At 44.3% G+C, this 18,062-nt stretch carries 18 protein-coding genes and 1 pseudogene; 9 read left to right on the top strand and 10 right to left on the bottom strand.

Annotated elements, in window-relative coordinates; all coding sequences use genetic code 11:
• Window positions 1-4 precede the first annotated feature (4 nt).
• Together IPJ71_12660 and IPJ71_12655 are read left to right on the top strand one after the other, a co-directional pair.
• Window positions 5-679 (top strand): DUF1588 domain-containing protein, encoded by a 675-nt coding sequence (locus IPJ71_12660; protein ID MBK7844522.1) that lies wholly within the window; start codon window positions 5-7, stop codon window positions 677-679.
• Entirely contained in the window at window positions 676-2,199 is a 1,524-nt protein-coding gene (locus IPJ71_12655) for a DUF1552 domain-containing protein (protein ID MBK7844521.1), read from the top strand. The genes IPJ71_12660 and IPJ71_12655 overlap by 4 nt, the downstream gene beginning before the upstream one ends.
• 81 nt (window positions 2,200-2,280) lie before the next feature.
• Here the strand turns inward: IPJ71_12655 and IPJ71_12650 are convergent.
• Window positions 2,281-3,139 (bottom strand): annotated as a pseudogene (locus IPJ71_12650) (class I SAM-dependent methyltransferase).
• A 211-nt stretch (window positions 3,140-3,350) separates the two neighbouring features.
• On the opposite strand from IPJ71_12650, the gene IPJ71_12645 reads away from it, so the two are divergent.
• The gene (locus tag IPJ71_12645; protein ID MBK7844520.1) at window positions 3,351-3,512 is read left to right on the top strand and encodes a hypothetical protein; all 162 of its coding nucleotides are present in this window, start codon (window positions 3,351-3,353) and stop codon (window positions 3,510-3,512) included.
• A gap of 298 nt (window positions 3,513-3,810) precedes the next feature.
• Window positions 3,811-4,620, top strand: a complete 810-nt coding sequence (locus IPJ71_12640) for an alpha/beta hydrolase (protein MBK7844519.1) — start codon at window positions 3,811-3,813, stop codon at window positions 4,618-4,620.
• A 69-nt stretch (window positions 4,621-4,689) separates the two neighbouring features.
• On the opposite strand, the gene IPJ71_12635 is transcribed toward IPJ71_12640, so the two are convergent.
• From IPJ71_12635 to IPJ71_12625, 3 genes are all read right to left on the bottom strand, one after another.
• Window positions 4,690-5,838 (bottom strand): glycosyl hydrolase 53 family protein, encoded by a 1,149-nt coding sequence (locus IPJ71_12635; GenBank protein MBK7844518.1) that lies wholly within the window; start codon window positions 5,836-5,838, stop codon window positions 4,690-4,692.
• Between the two features lie 162 nt (window positions 5,839-6,000).
• Window positions 6,001-6,927 carry an alpha/beta hydrolase gene (locus IPJ71_12630; protein MBK7844517.1) on the bottom strand — a complete coding sequence of 309 codons (927 nt, stop codon included), beginning with the start codon at window positions 6,925-6,927 and terminating at the stop codon, window positions 6,001-6,003.
• Between the two features lie 380 nt (window positions 6,928-7,307).
• Complete coding sequence (locus IPJ71_12625; GenBank protein MBK7844516.1) at window positions 7,308-7,598, bottom strand: hypothetical protein; 291 nt, start codon at window positions 7,596-7,598, stop codon at window positions 7,308-7,310.
• Between the two features lie 116 nt (window positions 7,599-7,714).
• On the opposite strand from IPJ71_12625, the gene IPJ71_12620 reads away from it, so the two are divergent.
• On the top strand, window positions 7,715-9,817 hold the full coding sequence (locus IPJ71_12620; GenBank protein ID MBK7844515.1) for a response regulator: 2,103 nt from the start codon (window positions 7,715-7,717) through the stop codon (window positions 9,815-9,817).
• 215 nt (window positions 9,818-10,032) lie between these two features.
• Here the strand turns inward: IPJ71_12620 and IPJ71_12615 are convergent, their stop codons facing one another.
• The 4 genes from IPJ71_12615 to IPJ71_12600 form a co-directional block, all read right to left on the bottom strand.
• On the bottom strand, window positions 10,033-11,643 hold the full coding sequence (locus IPJ71_12615) for a hypothetical protein (protein MBK7844514.1): 1,611 nt from the start codon (window positions 11,641-11,643) through the stop codon (window positions 10,033-10,035).
• The gene (locus IPJ71_12610; GenBank protein MBK7844513.1) at window positions 11,640-12,101 is read right to left on the bottom strand and encodes a hypothetical protein; all 462 of its coding nucleotides are present in this window, start codon (window positions 12,099-12,101) and stop codon (window positions 11,640-11,642) included. The genes IPJ71_12615 and IPJ71_12610 overlap by 4 nt, the downstream gene beginning before the upstream one ends.
• 638 nt (window positions 12,102-12,739) lie before the next feature.
• On the bottom strand, window positions 12,740-13,249 hold the full coding sequence (locus tag IPJ71_12605) for an RES family NAD+ phosphorylase (GenBank protein MBK7844512.1): 510 nt from the start codon (window positions 13,247-13,249) through the stop codon (window positions 12,740-12,742).
• Window positions 13,250-13,353: 104 nt separating this feature from the next.
• Complete coding sequence (locus IPJ71_12600; protein MBK7844511.1) at window positions 13,354-13,764, bottom strand: hypothetical protein; 411 nt, start codon at window positions 13,762-13,764, stop codon at window positions 13,354-13,356.
• A 267-nt stretch (window positions 13,765-14,031) separates the two neighbouring features.
• On the opposite strand from IPJ71_12600, the gene IPJ71_12595 reads away from it, so the two are divergent.
• The 4 genes from IPJ71_12595 (at window position 14,032) to IPJ71_12580 (ending at window position 16,235) form a co-directional block, all read left to right on the top strand.
• Window positions 14,032-14,433: a BlaI/MecI/CopY family transcriptional regulator gene (locus IPJ71_12595; GenBank protein ID MBK7844510.1), complete on the top strand. Its 402-nt coding sequence runs from the start codon at window positions 14,032-14,034 to the stop codon at window positions 14,431-14,433.
• Window positions 14,434-14,539: 106 nt separating this feature from the next.
• The gene (locus IPJ71_12590) at window positions 14,540-15,007 is read left to right on the top strand and encodes a hypothetical protein (GenBank protein ID MBK7844509.1); all 468 of its coding nucleotides are present in this window, start codon (window positions 14,540-14,542) and stop codon (window positions 15,005-15,007) included.
• Window positions 15,008-15,300: 293 nt separating this feature from the next.
• On the top strand, window positions 15,301-15,753 hold the full coding sequence (locus IPJ71_12585; protein ID MBK7844508.1) for a transposase: 453 nt from the start codon (window positions 15,301-15,303) through the stop codon (window positions 15,751-15,753).
• Complete coding sequence (locus IPJ71_12580; GenBank protein ID MBK7844507.1) at window positions 15,750-16,235, top strand: transposase; 486 nt, start codon at window positions 15,750-15,752, stop codon at window positions 16,233-16,235. Before IPJ71_12585 ends, IPJ71_12580 begins: the two co-directional genes overlap by 4 nt.
• 483 nt (window positions 16,236-16,718) lie before the next feature.
• Here IPJ71_12580 and IPJ71_12575 read toward each other — a convergent pair whose 3' ends face one another.
• Both IPJ71_12575 and IPJ71_12570 read right to left on the bottom strand, forming a co-directional pair.
• The gene (locus IPJ71_12575) at window positions 16,719-17,723 is read right to left on the bottom strand and encodes a hypothetical protein (protein MBK7844506.1); all 1,005 of its coding nucleotides are present in this window, start codon (window positions 17,721-17,723) and stop codon (window positions 16,719-16,721) included.
• 55 nt (window positions 17,724-17,778) lie between these two features.
• Window positions 17,779-18,060, bottom strand: coding sequence for a 4Fe-4S dicluster domain-containing protein (locus IPJ71_12570; protein ID MBK7844505.1), 282 nt, complete (start codon window positions 18,058-18,060; stop codon window positions 17,779-17,781).
• Between the last annotated feature and the right edge of the window lie 2 nt (window positions 18,061-18,062).

Here is an 18,062-nt window from a genome sequence, read left to right as displayed (position 1 = left end):
GCTTATGGATGACAATGTAGCAGCTGTTTACGGACTGTCTCAAACAGGAAGCACTTCTTGGCGAACATTGCCAGCAGGTCGACGCGGAATTCTGTCTACCGGTGCGTACCTTTCTGCTGGCGCGAAATTTGGAGACACCAGCCCAACGCAACGAGGTAAGTTTGTTAAGAATAGATTGCTCTGTCAGGAGATTCCATCACCCCCTCCCACCACCGATGTTGACCAGCCTCCAAAGCCTCCTGAAAATGGACCCAACTGCAAAAAAATCAGATACCAGGCCCATGCGGCCACTAACACCTCATGCTTCAGCTGCCACAACCATATGGATCCAATTGGTTTTGGATTGGAGCAGTACGATTTTGCTGGTAGGTTTAGAACTTTTGATAAAAATGGAGACGGAACAGATAACACCAGTTGTCCGATTGATGGACAAGGAAGTCTCGTCGGCCATGGTGATTTCAATGGTCCAGTTGCTCTTTCAGATCTTGTTTCTAATAGTGGTCGCCTGCAGACCTGCATGGCGATGCAGTATTTTCACTTCGCATTTGGCTTGAAATCCTCATCGAAAGACGCCGCCTTTATTGAATTGCTCGCTCGCAAGATAACAAGCCAAGGAACATTCCAGGATTTTGTTCTCGAATTTGTCGGCGATTCAAATTTTCGTCTGGGGGCACCATGAAAGATATCAAACTAAACCGGCGCACTTTTTTGCGAGGCTTGGGAGGTATTTCCATTGCCCTTCCAACTCTTGAAATTATGTTGGATGGCCAATTGGCAAATGCCCAGGCAGCCCCAGCCAAAAGAATTGGTGTTTTTTTTGTGGGTCAATCTCTTGGTGCCGACGGAGACAGGAGGAATTTTTTTGTCCCTCCCTCAGCTGGGGCGAATTACGTCACATCGGTTGGACTTCGTCCTCTTGAAACTCGTAATGTTAAGAGTGATGTCAGCGTGGTTTCGGGACTCTACATTCCAACAGGAAGTGGACCTGGAAATCGTGGCCCCGAATATCACCCTTATGCTCATTGGCCGATGCTCAATGGAACCTGCAATATTGCATCTTCAGGCGCTCAGGAGGGAGACAATATTGGAGAAAGTGCCGATCAGATCATTGGTCGCACGCTCGGCGCTAACACGCGATTTCTATCTTTGAATTATCAGGGGCAACCAAATTTCTATTTGCCTGGGTATGATTTCTACGGCAGAGATATCATGGCTTTCAAGCGAAACTCCAATGGAAGTATCTCTCGAATATCTAATCAGACTTCTCCTCATGCGGCCTTTCTATCCTTGTTTGGTAGTTTTACCCCGCCAGGTGGCAATATCGATCCGATTGTGGCTGCCGAGTTAGTCAAGCGTCGAAGCATTCTCGATGCCGTATTAAATGATCGTAATCGTCTCTTAAATTTGCTGGGCGTGTCTGATCAGCAGAGGCTCACTCAACATTTGGATGAAATTCGCAGTCTTGAGTCGAGAATATCAAATAGCATTCCTCCTCCTTCCATGTCTGCTTGCTCAAAGCCCTCAGACCCAGGAGCCGATCCAACCATCAATATTGCGGCTCGCTACAGCAACGAAAGGGAGCGAAATTTGATATTTATGGACCTTATTCACATGGCCTTTGTTTGTGATCTCACTCGGGCCGCCACTTTGATGTTAACGACCTCACAATGTCATATGTCGGCATTGTCGGTAAATCCTTCCTTTTCAAACATCACAGATGGTTGCGAACCGCATGAAATTGGTCACAATGCAGGGGGAGCTCCAAGACAGGCGCCAGCGGGTACTCCCGTCACGATAATGAATCCCAACTTGTCTGCATCTGACAGTAATTCCTATGCTATGTCTCTGATCCATGCTTGGCATGTCGATCAATTTGCCTACCTCGTTGCCAAATTGAAATCGACAGCCGAAGGAACCGGTACCTTGCTCGATAGCTCAGCCTTGCTACTTGTATTTGAAGGCGGACATGGACGCCTTTTAAATAGTCCAGGTGATACCGGAGCTGCTATTGGTACACATTCCACGGAGAATATGGCGATGTTGGTGGCAGGACGCGTAGGTGGTCTTAAGCCAGGCAAACACATTGTTAAGACCGGCGTCCATCCCGCTCTAGTCACAATTTCGGCGATGAAAGCTGTTGGACACAACAGCGAAACACTTGGGCAAATGCAAGGAACGGTGCCCGAACTGTTTACTTAGACTTGCCGAGATCGATGAATCAAGTACCAATATTCCTATTGGCTCTCTTTTGAGTTGAGTTATTAGATTATGTCCATTCAATTAGGTCGTGGCAATCAAGAAAGCTTCTGCGCTTCCGGCTCTTAGACCATCCGAGCGCTTAGAAAAATATTTTTGATAAAGTTCATCGGCGGATACATAGAGAGATTTTCTAAATCCAGCCCTTTTTGCCAAACTCAATATTTCAGGTGGAGAAAAGAGACTCAAAAATGGAGTTCCTGATTCTTCTGCCTTTTTCAACACGAACTCCATGATTGACCTCTCTTTAGGATCAAGAAGTTCAAGTGTTAGCATGAAGGTTGTTGTGAAGATTGAACCCGGAGCTAGCTTTGCAATCTGCTCAAATGTAGCTAAGTTTGCATTTTTCGTTAGGTACATCGAGACCCCCGTTGAAACAACAATGGCGGGTTGATTTGCATCAAAACCAGCTTCATTTAGCTTTTCCCACCAGGATTGGCCAGCCTCAAAATCGACTGGCACAAAATGAAGCCAATCTGGGGTTTCGAAACCAATTTCTGTCAGTCGCTTTCGCTTCCAGGCCTGAGGACCAGGTTGATCAACTTCGAAGACGTGCAGACGTGAGGCGATCTCCGGGCGTCGCTGTGCAAAGGTGTCTAGCCCGGCACCGAGAATTACGTATTGCTCCGTTCCCTTTATTTGTCTCTTCTGCAACCATGTCTTCAATAAAGCGAGATCTTCCCACTACGGACGCACGCATTGGCATTGAAAACTCGGGATTCATGTCAGCACGTTTGAGCCAATCTTTTTCAGCAACAAGTTTTGAACCGATCTCATCAGTAAGTACATGCGGTTTCGGGTCAATCTGCACATGCAGAGCTCTCCATAAAGCAACTCGTACTGCAGTGTGCTCCGGAGAAATGATTTGTCTCTTTGGTGCCATGGCAAATTATTGTCAGGCTCGCTCGATATGTCAATTCTTGAGGCTTGATCCTGCATGTTGCTCTGAACTTTGGAGGCCAACGCCGATCCCCCTAGCGAAATTCGAGGCGGAGAAATATCCGATATTCCCACTGCAAAGAGGATGACTATTTCTTGCAATCTTTCTTGATATTTATCATTGTAAAGTAGGATGCTTCTCATGTGATGAAGACATGGAAGCTGACCTAATTTTGAAGGCTCTGGAAATGTCCTTGAATCGCCTAGAGGGAATCATTGCCGCTATGTCTCGTAAAGGAATTTGCTACGATAATACCCATGTCGAGAGTTTCTTCGCCTCGCTAAAAACAGAACTGGTCTACAGACGAAATTTTTGATCTCAAAAAGAGGCTAAGCATGCTATCTTTGAGTGGATCGAGACTTGATACAAACGTTGCAGACGATTTTCAGCTCTTGTGCGCATGACTTCGGTTGAGTTTGAAAAAGTGGATTTGGCTTCTTGAAAATTGTGCCGGTTTTTTTGTCTTTTTCTTGGGAGAAGATCAGTTTTCTTGCGTAAATCATCGAAATGTCAAGAAGTGATTGGTGTCCCCAATTCGGGAGCTTCAAACTGCGGTTGAACTATGTTTGAATATGCAATAGGATTTTATTTACAGCGGAGCGGTCTTGCCAATCTTGAAAACTAAAGATGTCGATTTATTCTATGAAGTCACTGGGGCGGGTGATCCTGTGATTTTCATTCAAGGGGTAGGGGTCGTCGGTCGTGGTTGGTCACCTCAAGTTAAGGAGCTATCTAAAGAGTTCCAGGCTATCACGTTTGATAATCGTGGTATCGGACAGAGTGTAGACAGGAGCGGAGATCTTACTATCGAGAGTATGGTCACTGACACAGTAGCCCTTTTGGATCACTTGCAGCTGAAGTCCGCTCATATTGTAGGGCACTCGATGGGCGGCACAATTGCGCACGAATTTGCTATACAGCACCCTGAGCGAGTGAAATCGCTATCACTGTTATGCACCTTTTCGCAAGGTCACCAAGCAATACAGATGAACTCACGGATTTTTTGGCTTGGTCTAAGAACTCGCGTTGGTACAAAAAGGATGAGGAGAAAAGCGTTTCTGGAAATTTTGTATTCCAAAAAATTTTTATCAGGAGTTGACTCATTTGATCAATTGTCGGCGCAAACGGGGAGCATTGTTGGGCGTGATCTTGCTGATTCTCCGCGGATAATTATGCGACAATTGAAAGCAATCAGTCGACATGACTCATCTGAGAAATTGTCAAAGCTTGTTGGCATTCGTACCATTGTTGTTAGTAGTAAGGAAGATCCCATTGCTCTGCCAAAATTCGGTCAGGATCTAACTCGTCGAATACCGAACGCGAAGTATTTTGAAATAGAAGATGCTTCGCATGGAATAGTTCTCGAGCGTCCCCATGAAGTTAATAGAATTTTATCGAATTTTATGAATGGCAAAGACAAGTAGCAAGTCCATGAAGTTCGCGCTCTCCATGGGTTTTACTGTTTCTCCTCCAGAAAAGTTTGCTGCTATCAATCAGTTGGGTATTCCAACCTCAGACATCTTCGTGATGAGGGTGGCATTGGAAGATTTCGCAGTTGAGTTATTGTTTAGTATTCCTAGTGAGCACATAAACTCATAGAAGGGCTGACCTGGGATATTGTTGGGAGCACTTGATATTGTTTGGGCGGCACATTCGCAGGCGTTCCACTCGCGCCGTTTGAAAAAGCTGATGAATGGAAATTTGGTTGAGCCACGCTGTTTCCATTGGTCAAAGACATTAGAGATAAATGTGGCTTGATTGGCCTCGGTGCCGCTGTTTGTTGCACTCGTAGGATATCCAATTTCTTGAATGAGGACAGCCTTATTACCAGATTGTGTCACCATCGCGGCAAAATCCGTGCTGACGACACTAGGGCTATCAGCCACAAATGCGCCTGAAATTGGATAATAGGTCAAAAATATCGCGTCCATGTTTTCATTGAGCTCCGCAATCTCAGCTGATTCAGCTCCGCTAAAACCCTCGAATGTTGTAGTAACTCCAACTGTGATGTTGGGTTTTAGGCTTTTCAAATAGGTTCGAGCGTCCTCAATTAACTCTTTGTACTCTGTCCACTCGGCTGCTGGGCGGGTTTTTAAATACGAATCGACTTCATTTCCAAGTGAAAAGTATTTCACGCTATCGTTCAGGTAGGGCAGGACATTATCAATGGCACGTCGATAGCGTGTTTTGATTGTTGCGTGGTTAAAAGCCAATCCAGAAATGTCGTTAGGTATTTTGCGTCCTGTGTGGGTGAGAGATGGAAGGTTAAAAAAGATGTGAGTAAAGCCATACCCATCAATCGCATCTAAACCAAAGAAAGAATTGCTGACCATAGCTAAATCAAAGCCGTCCGCATTTTCCCCCGCCTCAACAGTGCCATCATCTTCCATGCTCGACCAAGGTGCGGCAGTTTGTGCGCCTCTTGCCCCAAACGTGTACGCATTTTGGTATTCTGTTGTGTAAAGTGTAAGGGCCTCGCCACATGTGGGGCTGCTTGAAATTGAAAGATTAAATGCAAGTACTCCGCTGAAGGTTGCTGGGGTGGATGGCGGAGGATCATCCTTCTTGTTTTCGCAAGCATTTATGCCAACAGAAATACAAAGTACTAAGGCAAGTTTATAGCTCAGTGTTCGATAGCGCATATCCTAAATTCTAATGCTCTGACAATTTCTTGAGTAGTCCAGAAGAGGAGGAACAGCTGGGCTCTCCACGGTTGGCAGTGGAATGCGGTAAGTCAAAAAAGAAGATTGGCGTTCCATGATGCCGCGTCTTAGAAAGCATTGAAATACTCCGGCTAAGCGCAGCTATTGGAGGCTTTGAATCATCCAGGCCATGGCGTTGTTCAAAACTTCGGGATGCGGATTCCCTTGTTTGTCGGTCCAATTGTGTTCAAGGCCATCATACCGCTGATAGGTCAAATTGGACTTTTGATCCTTTAAGAAGGCTTGCGCCAGAATATCAGAGCTTTCCACGGGACAGGATGTGTCTGCGGTTCCGTGAGCTACATAAATTGGAATTGTCAGCGACACGAGAACAGATTCAAGTTTCACATCGAGAATGGACGCCCACCACTTAAAGGTATTCCGCGCCGTTTTTCCATCCGAAAGCCATTCCCTGTCAGAGACTGGATGGGATTTCATCTCTGAAAATTGTTTCTCCATTTGAGCCAAAGCAGTCTGAATATCTTCTTCGCTAGATCCTTGCCGTTGCATTTCCTTTTTAGTCAGTAAAAGCATTTCTTCACTCATTGTAAGGCCACCACCGGAAGCCAGTATTGCAACTGCGGAGGTATCAGGAATAAGAGGGGCAACGAGAGCCGCTATCATACCACCCTCAGAGCCTCCCGCGAGTCCAAGCGTATGATTCCAACTGAGAAAATTCTTTCGCAGGATGGCTAACACCAGAAGATGATCTGCAACTCGGTCTTGAATCGTATTCTCCTGAAGATATTCGTCGGGGCAGGTGGTGGATGTCGACGCCAAGCCTCTTTTTTCCAAAGAGAGAATGCCGATGTTCAACGGGAGGAGTGCTGATTTCAGCATTTGGTGCATGGGAAATGACGTCACACAAGTAGAACCTTGAAATCCAATGAGGATAGGGAAGCTACTTGTCTTGGGGGCATCGAGATAAACTGTAATTTGAGTTCCATCAGCTCGTGGAACTGCAAATGTATCCGCAAACGAGTGCGATGAGATTGTAAATATCCAGATGATTAAAAAAATCCTTTTCACGAAATCCCCCTACAGTTCGAATCTCGGGTTCTCCACGGTTGGCAGTGGGATGCATAAGTCAAAAAAGAAGAGGCCTAAGACTTTTTCAAGTTAAGATTTGGGTGCCTGACAACTCAAAACTTGGAAAGGAAAAGAACTTATGCCTCAGCACGAAAAAATATCACAAGTTCTATTATTACCAGAATTAAAACTTTTAAAATTTGGTAGTAGAGTTCCTATAGTTCCTTCTGTAGAGCCTACCTCTACAGCGAAACCGCCATGGCGCAGAAGTGAAAGTTAAGCATCATTGGCTCGAACTGCTTTCCATTTGTCCCAAAAAGTGCAGGAAAAGCAAGTCCCTCTGTGTGCCGGAGTGGGCTTTGGGGGCGGCAGGGGCTGGCTCAGGGTTCTGGCTGACGTGCCGAGATTTTATCAATGTCAACCTGGGGATCAGCGCCAACAGCTTCGGCGTCCTCCTTTGTGATAGCCATTCCCTGTGGTTCATAAACATAGACATCAAGATCGGGAATAGCACCAAGATATTTTACACGGCTACAGCCTTTGTTTTCAATCTTGCAACGGGCTTGCATTCGATTCACTTCAAAGGTTTTAAAGCAGTATTTCACAACTGCTTGCGATGCTTCAACAAAGTTCGGGACATTCCACCTCAGTGGAGTAAACGTCTGAGACACATTGTCGCGATGGGCTCCCGAGATTCAATGTACCTGCTTAAAGCACCAGCATTTTTGGCCCTGAATGTGCAGCTACGGCACGAAACGAACACTAACTTTTTCAGGGGGAAACGTATTTGTCCGATCAAGATCGAGCTCTGCGGGAGCTTTTAAAAAAGCACGTCGCGAAACTTCGGTTCGTTTTTGCGGCGGTGGGTCCGGCGGCCATTACGCTTGTCATTCAGTCGGAGTTTTGGGGGCTGATTTATCCCTTCGCGTGGTTCTTATTCTGCCCAACCGTTTTCATTGCCGCATGGGTTGGAGGAGTCTTTAGTGGAATCATTTCCACATTCTTGTCCACTGCAATTGTCTGGTTCTATTTTCTTCCAGCAACCTATCAGGTATCATCCGAAGGTTCGAGACTGCTATCAACGACCGTATTTTTTGGAATGGGAATTATAATCAGCGTGATTCGAGGCCGGTTGGAGCGTGCGAACCGCCAAGCTTTAATTTCGCTCCAAAAGGAGGAACAAGCCCGTCGTACAGACATCAAATTCAGAATGCTCGCTGAAACCGTACCTCAGATCGTGTGGATTACCGACCCAGGGGGTTTGAACATTTTCTTTAATCAGAAGTGGGTGGACTACACCGGCATGACGATGGAGGAAAGCTCTGGGCACGGCTGGAACAAACCTTTTCATCCAGACGACCAACAGCGGGCGTGGGAGGCATGGCGGAACGCCGTGAAAACAGGTGGGGTCTATTCTCTTGAGTGCCGATTACGTAGGAAAGATGGGACTTATCACTGGTGGTTAATACGTGGCGAGGCATTGCATGATCAAAATGGTAAAATCGTAAACTGGTTCGGTACCTGCACAGACGTTGAAGAAATAAAGCAAGCCGAAGCAGCTCTCAAGCGGGCGCAGGGCGAGTCAGAGGCCGTTAATAGGAAACTTCAGAAAGCCTATGAAAAAATTAGTAATCTCAACGAGAAACTGGAGCGTAAGGTTGAAGCCTTGGATTTGGCAAGAAAAGACGCTGAAAAGGCGAATCGTGCTAAAGACGATTTTCTGGCCATTTTATCCCACGAACTTCGAACGCCATTGACGACGATCCTGGGTTGGTCACAGATACTTCTTTCCAAGCCAGGAGTTTCCGAACCTGTGCGGGATGGTTTGACGGTTATAGAAAGAAATGCACACGTTCAGGGGCAGCTGATCAATGACCTTCTCGACGTTTCGAGAATACAAGTGGGTAGGTTGGTTCTTGAGGCAAGGATCGTTGAACTTGATGAAATTCTAAAACTCGCAATCCAATCGATTCAAAGAACCGCTGATGCGAAATCAGTAACCATCAAGGCAGAATTTTATACAACTCGTTGTATGGTCTTTGCGGACCCTATTCGTGTGCAGCAGGTATTTTGGAATCTCCTGACCAACGCGATTAAGTTCACTCCAAGTGGCGGACAGATTTGCGTTCATCTAGCAACGAAAGAATCACGGAACGGTAGGATTGCAGAAATTCAGGTCATCGACAATGGAAGAGGGATCAAGAAAGAGTTCGTCCCGCGTATCTTCGACCGGTTTAGCCAGGAGGATAGCTCCATGGCTAGGAAATATGGAGGATTGGGGCTGGGATTGACCCTCGTCAAGAATCTTGTCGAATTACAGGATGGAACGGTGTCGGTTGAGAGTCAGGGAGAAGGGAAAGGATCAAGGTTCACAGTCGATTTTCCTCTGGTTCCCGAGGAAAACATTCCGCCACCTCTTTTTCCTACAAACGTCTATTCTGAGTTCACTCGATTGCGTTTGGATGGGATGAAATTACTGATTGTGGATGACGATCCAGATAATCTTGAATTCTTTGATGACATGCTAAGATCAAGTGGAGCAGAGGTGCGACTGGCTGAATCGGCCAAAAAGGCGCGAGAAATGTTATCCGATCTTTTGCCGGATGTTTTGATCAGCGACATATCGATGCCGGAGGAAGATGGGTATAGCCTCATCAAAGGCATTCGTGCGCTTGAAAAAGAACAAGGGGGTAAACTTCCAGTTATTGCACTAACCGCTTACGCTGGGACAGACGATGTTCTAAGAATCCTAAACTCCGGGTTTTCAGCCCATGTTGCGAAACCGGTAGAAAAGGGAAAACTTCTGCAAGCTATTGTGAAGTATTCGAAGAAGACTGTTGGAAGGCAATCTTCAGAGGATCAACCCGATTCAAAAATGAAAATGGATTAGGATTATGACCAACCTATCTATAGTGGACCCCGAAAGCGCGGCACGATGCCATGAAAAGGCCAGCTTCTATGGCTGTCAATGGAGGGCTTCGTTCTCTGCACGGAAATACTTACTGGGCAAGGTAATTGGCGTCCCCTAGCACCTCGTCTTCGAACTGAGCTGCTGGAGTACGCGAGTTAACTTAACTGAAAAAACGTCTATTTCCAGCAGCTTGTCTACTTACAAATGTCTTTGAAGCTATCAACGTAGTCTTTGTGCGGGCCAAGTCCGACTTCTTTGCGTCGAGCATCAACGTTAGCGGGTTCCTCCATTGGAATAGGCTCCCACTTCCCTGGGGCGACACACGTGCCCTGGGTTCCATATAGCTGAAGCTGTCTTTTGGTAATGTCGTTCCAGGAAGCTGCAACTCTATCCACTAGATAGGCGTAGTTCTGTGGATTTGTGTCTCCACTCTTGTAGAGCTTCTCTAGTTTGCTGAGAGTCTCCTTCTGAAAGACTGGATCATGATCGGCGTGTTGAACCAATAGCCACGCATTCTGATCTGCTGTTTTGTCGAAGTCCGTAATTCTGAACCAGTCATATGTTTTAATCAGTTCTTTAAGGTCGTTGGTATTGGTGGTGTCCACATCTTTCCATCTTGGACCGAATTCTTTCCAGAAATGACGTTCTTCTTTAGGAGTGTATTTGTGTTCGTAGGTGATCGACAGATACTTACGCATGAACTGATCGACTCCTACCATGTGCGCGAGTTTCTGTTTAACCCACGACTTATTTTGAGGTTCTGGAGGAATCTTAGAGAATTCAGTTTTAAGAGATTCCACCTTCGAGTCGTAAGCTTTGAGATCGGCAGTGACGCGATAAAATTTTACAAGGGGACCAACAATATCAATCCTGTCTGTCCAGAAGAGACCTACATCGAATTTCTCAAGATATTGAGCATCACTGACAGAGTCTACTCTAAGAACGACGAACTTTCCTCGAATAGCATGGACGTCATCAATGAGTTGCTTTGCCTTCCCGTCGCCCAAATTGCGGAAATCTTCAACTGGAAGTCCTAAATAAGCATCGCCACATGTTGATGGAAATGATCCCGTCTTAAAATAGGCACCGAGGCAGGCTTTCATCTCCGCCATTCCTAGTTTTGGAACATCGATTTCCGGGAGGAGCTTTCTCATTTTTTCGTTGATAGAGGTGTCATTGCAGTAAAAGGAAAGATTTCGCAGATTAAACTTAAGATCGGACGCGAGGATCTTTAATTCATTGACCAGCGTATCGAGCGTGAACTGGCTCTTACTTTTCATGTTGATCACAAACTTATTGTTCGGAAATTCCTGAAAGACTTCTCGCAGCGTTGGCATCTGATTTTTCTTCATGCACGCCGAATAGTCTTCCGAGTTCTTTTCGCATCGGAATGGATGAGTTGCATGTTTGTCAGAGGTGTATCCATATCCAATGTCGAGATTTCTCAAGTAATCAAACGTCTGTTCTTGTGTCACTCCAGTTCCATTAGTACGGCACTCAAGTGTCCAATCGTGAAAGACCACGATTTTGCCATCAGTCGTCGCTTGGATGTCGAGTTCTATTGTATCCGCATTCAGTTCGTAGGCTTTGGCCATTGATGGGACCGTATTCTCCAGAAAATCATGCATAGGCGGATAAATAATCTCGGCAGTACAAGTATCTGGTTTGATATTCTCGCGAGGGTAGGTCTGGTAAATACCTCGATGGGCCATGATTGTCATTTCTGCCAAAGGACTAGCATGGGATGTGGTTGAACAAACAAGGTGAAATATAATGCTGATCAAAAGAAAGAATTTTTGAGTCATGGTACCCCCCTGGTTCGAATGGCCACTAAGGCGTACCGTGCAACTGCTTGCCCATAAAGGAAAAAATAGTTGGCTGTCAGATTTCCTCCATCTTGTGCCACAGGAAATTGGGTGGCACAAGATGGAGGAAATCTGACAAGTCGTAAAGTAAACCCCTTTCTCTCAATTTTTCCTTCAGGTTTCATTGGGGAATTGCCAATCACCAGATGAGAGCCAGGGAATTCTACAGAGAAATTTGTATCGTCGTGATAAAAATCTTTACCGACATTTTTAAAACCAAGAGTGTGCATGACCTGTGTTATCGTTATGTGGTCAGTGGCACTTAAAAAATCAGCATCTTTAGAAACATATTTGCCTGTGGAATATATTGAAACGACAGCGCCGCCAGTCAATATGACATCAATGTTATGTTTTTTGAGCTCGGTCGCAACGGCTACTGCGAACTGTTCTAAATTCATTTTCTTATTGAGCTGCATTAGAGCTTTTTCCCAGTACGTCGTGGTCTGCGGCGTTGTCGGTAGTATTTCTCAATTTCATTTGAAGATAACAATGACAGAGCCTTTTCAAGCAAAGCTTCAAGCTCCCTTTTGTATGGACATCTCGGACTAATTTGAAACATTCGAATGTTGCCAACGTTTCTTCCTACCAAAATGCCGCCATTCTCAAGTTTAATGAGTTGCTTGCGTACTTGTGATTTGGGCAGATCAAAAGTTTGAGCAATGCCAGAAGTATGGCCTTCGCCATAGTTGATTATATAAAGTAGAGTTCGTTCGGCTGTTTTATTGCCAAAGAGAGTTTCTAGCATGATTAAATAGTAGCACAAAGTAGTACGAATGGTCTATATTGTAGTACATATAAAATATTAACTTATGAGCCTGCTAAATGGGTCCGAACTAGCTGACGCAAGAAAGATAGTGATTTCAATTGGTTATGTAGATTGGCGTCCCCTGGCTTCTAAGCTTAGGAACGAGTGTTTTCTGTACGCAGCCTAGTGGCTAAACCTCCGAATGGTCAATGAAAACTGGAATTGGTTTCTAGTTCCCAATTGTGGTTCCTGTAGTCGGGAACTAAGGTTCCGGAGAGGCTTTCTCGTTCCCTAAGTTATAATGGGGCTAATTTCTTGTTCAGTGTCGTCGCTGTGCTGAATTTTTACCCTATTGCCAGAAAGGGTAGTTAAAATCAGTGGGTCAGGCCCTTGCCCTGTTTCTTGCACTGAAGTTCTATTAAAAATCGCAAAATTAAATCCTCCAGGATTAGGATCGCGAACATTTGGATAACGAATTACATCAAGCGACCTCACATCCAGCGAGAGGATCCAAGAATGTGCCTCTGCATAAGAAGTTCTACTAAGGATAGGTGCATTATCTTTGATTTGGGTAACATCCAGTGGGCGGCCCGACGCGATCAATTCGACGTTATATGTGCTGGCGTAGATTGGTTTATTAAGGAGGCTTGGGTCGGTTAGAAGATGGAATCCATATTCGTAAAGAGTGGTATCCTTTTTTTCAGAGGTATAAAAAACATTTTTATTTAACCCCTCTGGACCAAATCTTGATTCAAATTGTTTGGAGAGTGGTAATGGACGTTTGAAAACTTCATCAATCATATCTCTGGTGCCAAGCAATTTTACAATAGTCGAAATATTCTTGGCTCGCTTAACAAACCGAAGGGCGGGAGTGCTACTAGCAATCTTACACGTTCTAAACAGAATCACGGATTAAGCATCCTGCTGACTAGTTGTTTGGCTATAACGAGATTATGTGGATTGGTAATAATCATTTCCATAGGAGACTGATTGGCATATCGCTCAGATCGACTCTTAAACCAAGAAATTTGATCAGTTTTTTTCACGAAGAAAGACGCAACCATATTGTAAATGTCTATGAAATCGATGATAGCCTGGGTGTTATGGTCGACGACGGTACTCAAACCGATGTGCCCGCCAGGGCGCAGCCAGCCCTTTACCGTGCTTTCCGGTAGAGAAAGAATGGCAGCGATGTCTGCAGTGGATAGGTCCCATTCTTCTCTAATTCCCTGAAGAATGTCAGCGAGGGCTACTTGTAGATCTTTGTTGGCGTCCTGATCTTTTAGCAATTCCTTAGTTACTGTTTGTTGCATCATTTGCTCCTAGAATTAATCCTAACCGAATTATCGGATGAAATCATCCAAAAATTGAATTATTCTGATAATATAATATATAATGTAGTATTATTATATAGTTAAAACTGGATGAATTAGCCCATTAATGCGCTTTCTGATACTTATTCCATTAAAAAGTAATACTGCGGATACAAAAACCCAATTTGTATGGGGCCGTAAGTCGCGTTAACTAAAGTTTTAGTTGTTAACTACTAAACTCTTAGTTAGTCATTTCAATGTGGGGGATTTATGAAAAAAGCGAAAACAAAAGAATCCGACAGCAAGCTTCTTACTGAAACTGAATTGGAGTTAATGACAATTCTGTGGAGATTAGAAGAGGGAACTGTTGCGGATGTAATTGATCACCTGCCCAAGGAACGTGATCTCGCCTACACGTCAGTTTCAACTATTCTTAGAATCTTAGAGCAAAAAGGTATTCTGAAGACTCGCAAAGAAGGACGGGGTCACGTCTATATTCCCCACATCAAAAAGCCAGAATATGAAGCCAAAACCGTGAAGCACGTTGTTGACCGAGTTTTCGATGGAACACCAATGGCCTTAGTGCGCCAGCTTCTTGAATCGGGCAGATTAGACGAAAATGATTTAAATGAACTCAAGCACTTGATTGACCAAGCAGGAGATCGCAAGTGAGTTTGGCTCAGGCTCTATCTACATACTTGAAAATGAATTTGTTAATCGTGGTTGGGTTTGTTGGCCTTGCACTATGCTCGATTGTAACAAAAAAATCAAAATGCGTATGGAAGCGGGATTAGAACTCAAACTTCACTATGGCCTTTTGATGATGATTTTCGCGTTCACGGTGATTCATCCATTCCTACCGAGAAACGAAATTTTTTCTCCGGCAGCTAAAGTATGGTCTGCTCAATCAATCAAAAGTTTTGGTGAGGATTACTCAGCTTCTGAAAAGGGAGGATATTTGAGTTTACCCACGCCAATGGGGACATCCATTCTTCAAGCGGATCAAGTTGTAATCACTTGGACAATTTTGGGTACATTGCTCTTAATGTTTGGAGTTATTTTTATAGCTCGGGATTTGCGGATTTTATTTAAGATTAAACAAAACTCATTTCTTATTAGAAGAGTCGGTCGAGTTCATATTTTTGTCAGTGATGTCATTCAAGTGCCATTTTCATATGGTTCTCCACGGTTGGAGGTGGGATGCGGTAAGTCAAAAAAGAAGAGGCCTAAGACTTTTTCAAGCTAAGATTTGGGTGCCTGACAACTCAAACCTTTGAAAGGAAAAGAACTTATGCCTCAGCACGAAAAAATATCACAATTTCTATTATTACCAGAATTAAAACTTTTAAAATTTGGGAGAGATCGATCTGGCCGAAAGCACAAACAGGTTGAAAAAGTATCCAGCTTTGAAATCTGTCCAAAGTGTGCGACACCTTCTAAGACTGTTTATGATCGAAGGTGGGCCAAAGCACACGATGCTCCCATCCACGGCAATCAAGTCTGGCTCCATGTTTTAAAACGCAGATTCTATTGTAAGACCTGCCGAAAGCCTTTCACCGAACCAGTTCAAGGAATCAGAAAAGGAAAAGAACCACCGAGAGGTTTAAACGAGGTGTTCTTTGGGCCTGTGAGAACTTTACGGATCTCAGTAAGGTCAGAAGGGCCTATGCATGTTCAACGTGGACGGTCTATCAGACTCTTTATGAGAGGTTAGAGACGAACCTCAAGAGGCATATCAATTATCCGTGGCCAAAAACCATTGGCATAGATGAACACTTTTTCTCTCGAGCCAATGGGTTTAGAGAGTTTGCAACCGTACTCGTTGATTACAACAATAAGCGTGTTCGTGAACTCGCTCATGGAAAAGTAAAAGGGCAACTCATTGAACAACTTAAACATATCCCTGGTAGAGAAAATGTAAAAAACGTCGTTCTAGATTTGTCAGATAGCTATAAAAGCTTTGTTCGAGAGTTTTTCCTAACTCCCAGATGATTGCTGATAAGTTCCATGTGCTCAGGCTTTTAAATCCAGCTCTTAATCGCTACCGAAAACAAGTCACTGGCGACAAAAGAACCAGTCCCCTTCGAAAACTCCTACTTAGAAATGGTAAAAAGCTTGAGTCCTATGAACGAAGAGCCCTTTATGAATGGCTCAATCTTCATCCCCAGCTAAAAGAAATTTATCATTACAAAGAAGCCCTCCATGGATTTTACCGAATCAAAGGAAACAGAACAGCTGCCAAAGTGTTAATTCGAATTACAGATCAAATGGCTTTAAGCCAAATCCCCGAAATAAAAACCCTCAGGCGCACCCTCATGAAATGGAGAAATGAAATCTTGAATTACTTCGTCAATCGCATTACCAATGCCAGAACAGAAGGCTTTAACAACGTCGCAAAGCTAATCCAGAAGAGGGCTTACGGCGTTAAAAGTTTTAAATTGTACAGACTCAGATACCTAAGTGCTTGTGCTTAAATGACTTTTTTGAATTACCCACCATGAACCGAGTAGAACCAAAACTACCTGCATTTGCATTGTGGTCATCTTCGCAAAACAATGGAAGAGGCGAGTGCGGATCGCAAGGTAGTGCCAATTTACAGGGCTTCGACAGAATAATGGTAACATTTGGTAGCAGGATTTGGAGTGTCTGCTCCGTTTGAGACAGTGAGTTTCGGTTTTTTCGAATAATTATAGTGAGATAACTTGGCGTTCCCTGGTTGCTGATCTTAGGAGCGCGTGCTTTTCAGAAGCAGCTTAGATGATAACTCATTGAAGAGTCGCGAGTTTTTAAATTTATTTCTGGTTCCCGATTGTGGTTCCCGCTTCTGAAAATGGTAGCTCCCAATGCTGAATTCAGGTTCCCGAAAACTGAATTTTAACGGTGTGAATGGCGCAATATTTTTTCCACAACTTTGAGCTCTAAGATGACGGAGTTTCGAACCGCGTGCCAGTCCATATTTAAATTATAATTTCGCTCCATCCATAGACTTTGTGTCTTACGCCATCGATAACCATCTCCCCCTCAACAATTCCCATTCCAAAGCCTCCCAGGAACCAATTGCTAAAGCTTTTGTGTGTCGTCTCCCGACAATCTAATGCGTTCTTACCCCAGTTGGCTTTCCATGCCACGGGCCTTCTATAAACTCCCACTCCTTGTTGTCGTTCTGACACTTCCAGAACTAAATTTTCGCTCACATCAAACTTTCCATCGCCGATGCCAACAAAACCAATCATTTTGGGGAGATTTGCATTTTTCAAGTTCATGTCAGAGTTCTGTATATATATGTCACGACCGTCATCAGTAATAAGGTATAGGCCTTGGAACCCGTCTCCACCGCCAAATGAATTACGAAGCAAAAGGCCAAACATCCCTAAGCCAGCACGCTTGCTCAGAGTCGTAGAAACCAAGTGTTCGATTATGACTCGACCTTTAAGCTGACGACCTCGCCAATTCAAGGTTGCGCCTGCGACGCGCATTGCATAGATCGTTGACCCGTCACTTTGTCCCGTAACTTGTGTTGGCGGATCAACCATCAACGCCAAGTCATCCTTTTTGCCTTTTATTTGAAAACCACCGTTAGCAGTTTCTGTGACTTCAAAATACTCTGAGCTTGGGATCGAAACTAGTTCGCCTTGTGGGTTTGGATGATCGCCTCTGCCATCTAATTTAACAAAGCCTGTGTGTTGTTCATGGAGAGCAACAAAAGTATCCGCAAAATACTTTTTTTGATATCTATCTCGATTTAAGTCTATCGCAAACGCTACATGCCCAATTTCGTCTATTCCAACAAAAGAAAAGTAATCTGAGAAAGTCGCTATCTCAGCGTCTTTCGCTGAAGCATCGAATTGCCGCGCGTCGTTGATTGAAATTGGCGAGAGCTTAGAATCAGCGGTTTGTTTGTAAACTGAATGCGCACAAGACACCAAAAGGCCTGCCGACATTGCCATGCTTAACTTCTTCATTTGAGATCCTCCCCTTGAAATCAATTGTTGCGACTATCCGCAAAATTCGTCTTCGCTACACAACTTTAACTAATTTTATTGCTCTCTCTGGGCATGCTGTCACACATAAACCACAGGCTTCGCATGAATCGGCCCTTGGAACGTAGGCTACTTTTCCGCCGTGCACTTTGTTTTTAATTTTTCCAACGAATGGTAGTTTTTTATAATCTTCATCTTCAATTTTGCGAATTTCAAAAACGTCATAAGGGCATGCCTGAACACATGGGCCTTTTGCTTCACATTTATTAAAATCTACAACTGGTTTTACGATTCCACGACCCTTACCCTTAGTACTCATAA

It is taken from the genome of Bdellovibrionales bacterium, assembly GCA_016714165.1.
Taxonomy (GTDB): domain Bacteria; phylum Bdellovibrionota; class Bdellovibrionia; order Bdellovibrionales; family UBA1609; genus JADJVA01.
The sequence above is the reverse complement of the archived record's forward strand: the minus strand, read 5'-3'. Positions and strand labels throughout refer to the sequence as shown.

What these genes read in the sequence shown, in the direction of transcription:
- IPJ71_12660 (MBK7844522.1), top strand. Translation starts at nt 5, where the DNA reads ATGGATGACAATGTAGCAGCTGTTTACGGACTGTCTCAAACAGGAAGC.
- IPJ71_12655 (MBK7844521.1), top strand. Translation starts at nt 676, where the DNA reads ATGAAAGATATCAAACTAAACCGGCGCACTTTTTTGCGAGGCTTGGGA.
- IPJ71_12645 (MBK7844520.1), top strand. Translation starts at nt 3,351, where the DNA reads ATGGAAGCTGACCTAATTTTGAAGGCTCTGGAAATGTCCTTGAATCGC.
- IPJ71_12635 (MBK7844518.1), bottom strand. Translation starts at nt 5,838, where the DNA reads ATGCGCTATCGAACACTGAGCTATAAACTTGCCTTAGTACTTTGTATT.
- IPJ71_12615 (MBK7844514.1), bottom strand. Translation starts at nt 11,643, where the DNA reads ATGACTCAAAAATTCTTTCTTTTGATCAGCATTATATTTCACCTTGTT.
- IPJ71_12610 (MBK7844513.1), bottom strand. Translation starts at nt 12,101, where the DNA reads ATGAATTTAGAACAGTTCGCAGTAGCCGTTGCGACCGAGCTCAAAAAA.
- IPJ71_12605 (MBK7844512.1), bottom strand. Translation starts at nt 13,249, where the DNA reads ATGATTGATGAAGTTTTCAAACGTCCATTACCACTCTCCAAACAATTT.
- IPJ71_12600 (MBK7844511.1), bottom strand. Translation starts at nt 13,764, where the DNA reads ATGATGCAACAAACAGTAACTAAGGAATTGCTAAAAGATCAGGACGCC.
- IPJ71_12595 (MBK7844510.1), top strand. Translation starts at nt 14,032, where the DNA reads ATGAAAAAAGCGAAAACAAAAGAATCCGACAGCAAGCTTCTTACTGAA.
- IPJ71_12590 (MBK7844509.1), top strand. Translation starts at nt 14,540, where the DNA reads ATGGAAGCGGGATTAGAACTCAAACTTCACTATGGCCTTTTGATGATG.
- IPJ71_12580 (MBK7844507.1), top strand. Translation starts at nt 15,750, where the DNA reads ATGATTGCTGATAAGTTCCATGTGCTCAGGCTTTTAAATCCAGCTCTT.
- IPJ71_12575 (MBK7844506.1), bottom strand. Translation starts at nt 17,723, where the DNA reads ATGAAGAAGTTAAGCATGGCAATGTCGGCAGGCCTTTTGGTGTCTTGT.
- IPJ71_12570 (MBK7844505.1), bottom strand. Translation starts at nt 18,060, where the DNA reads ATGAGTACTAAGGGTAAGGGTCGTGGAATCGTAAAACCAGTTGTAGAT.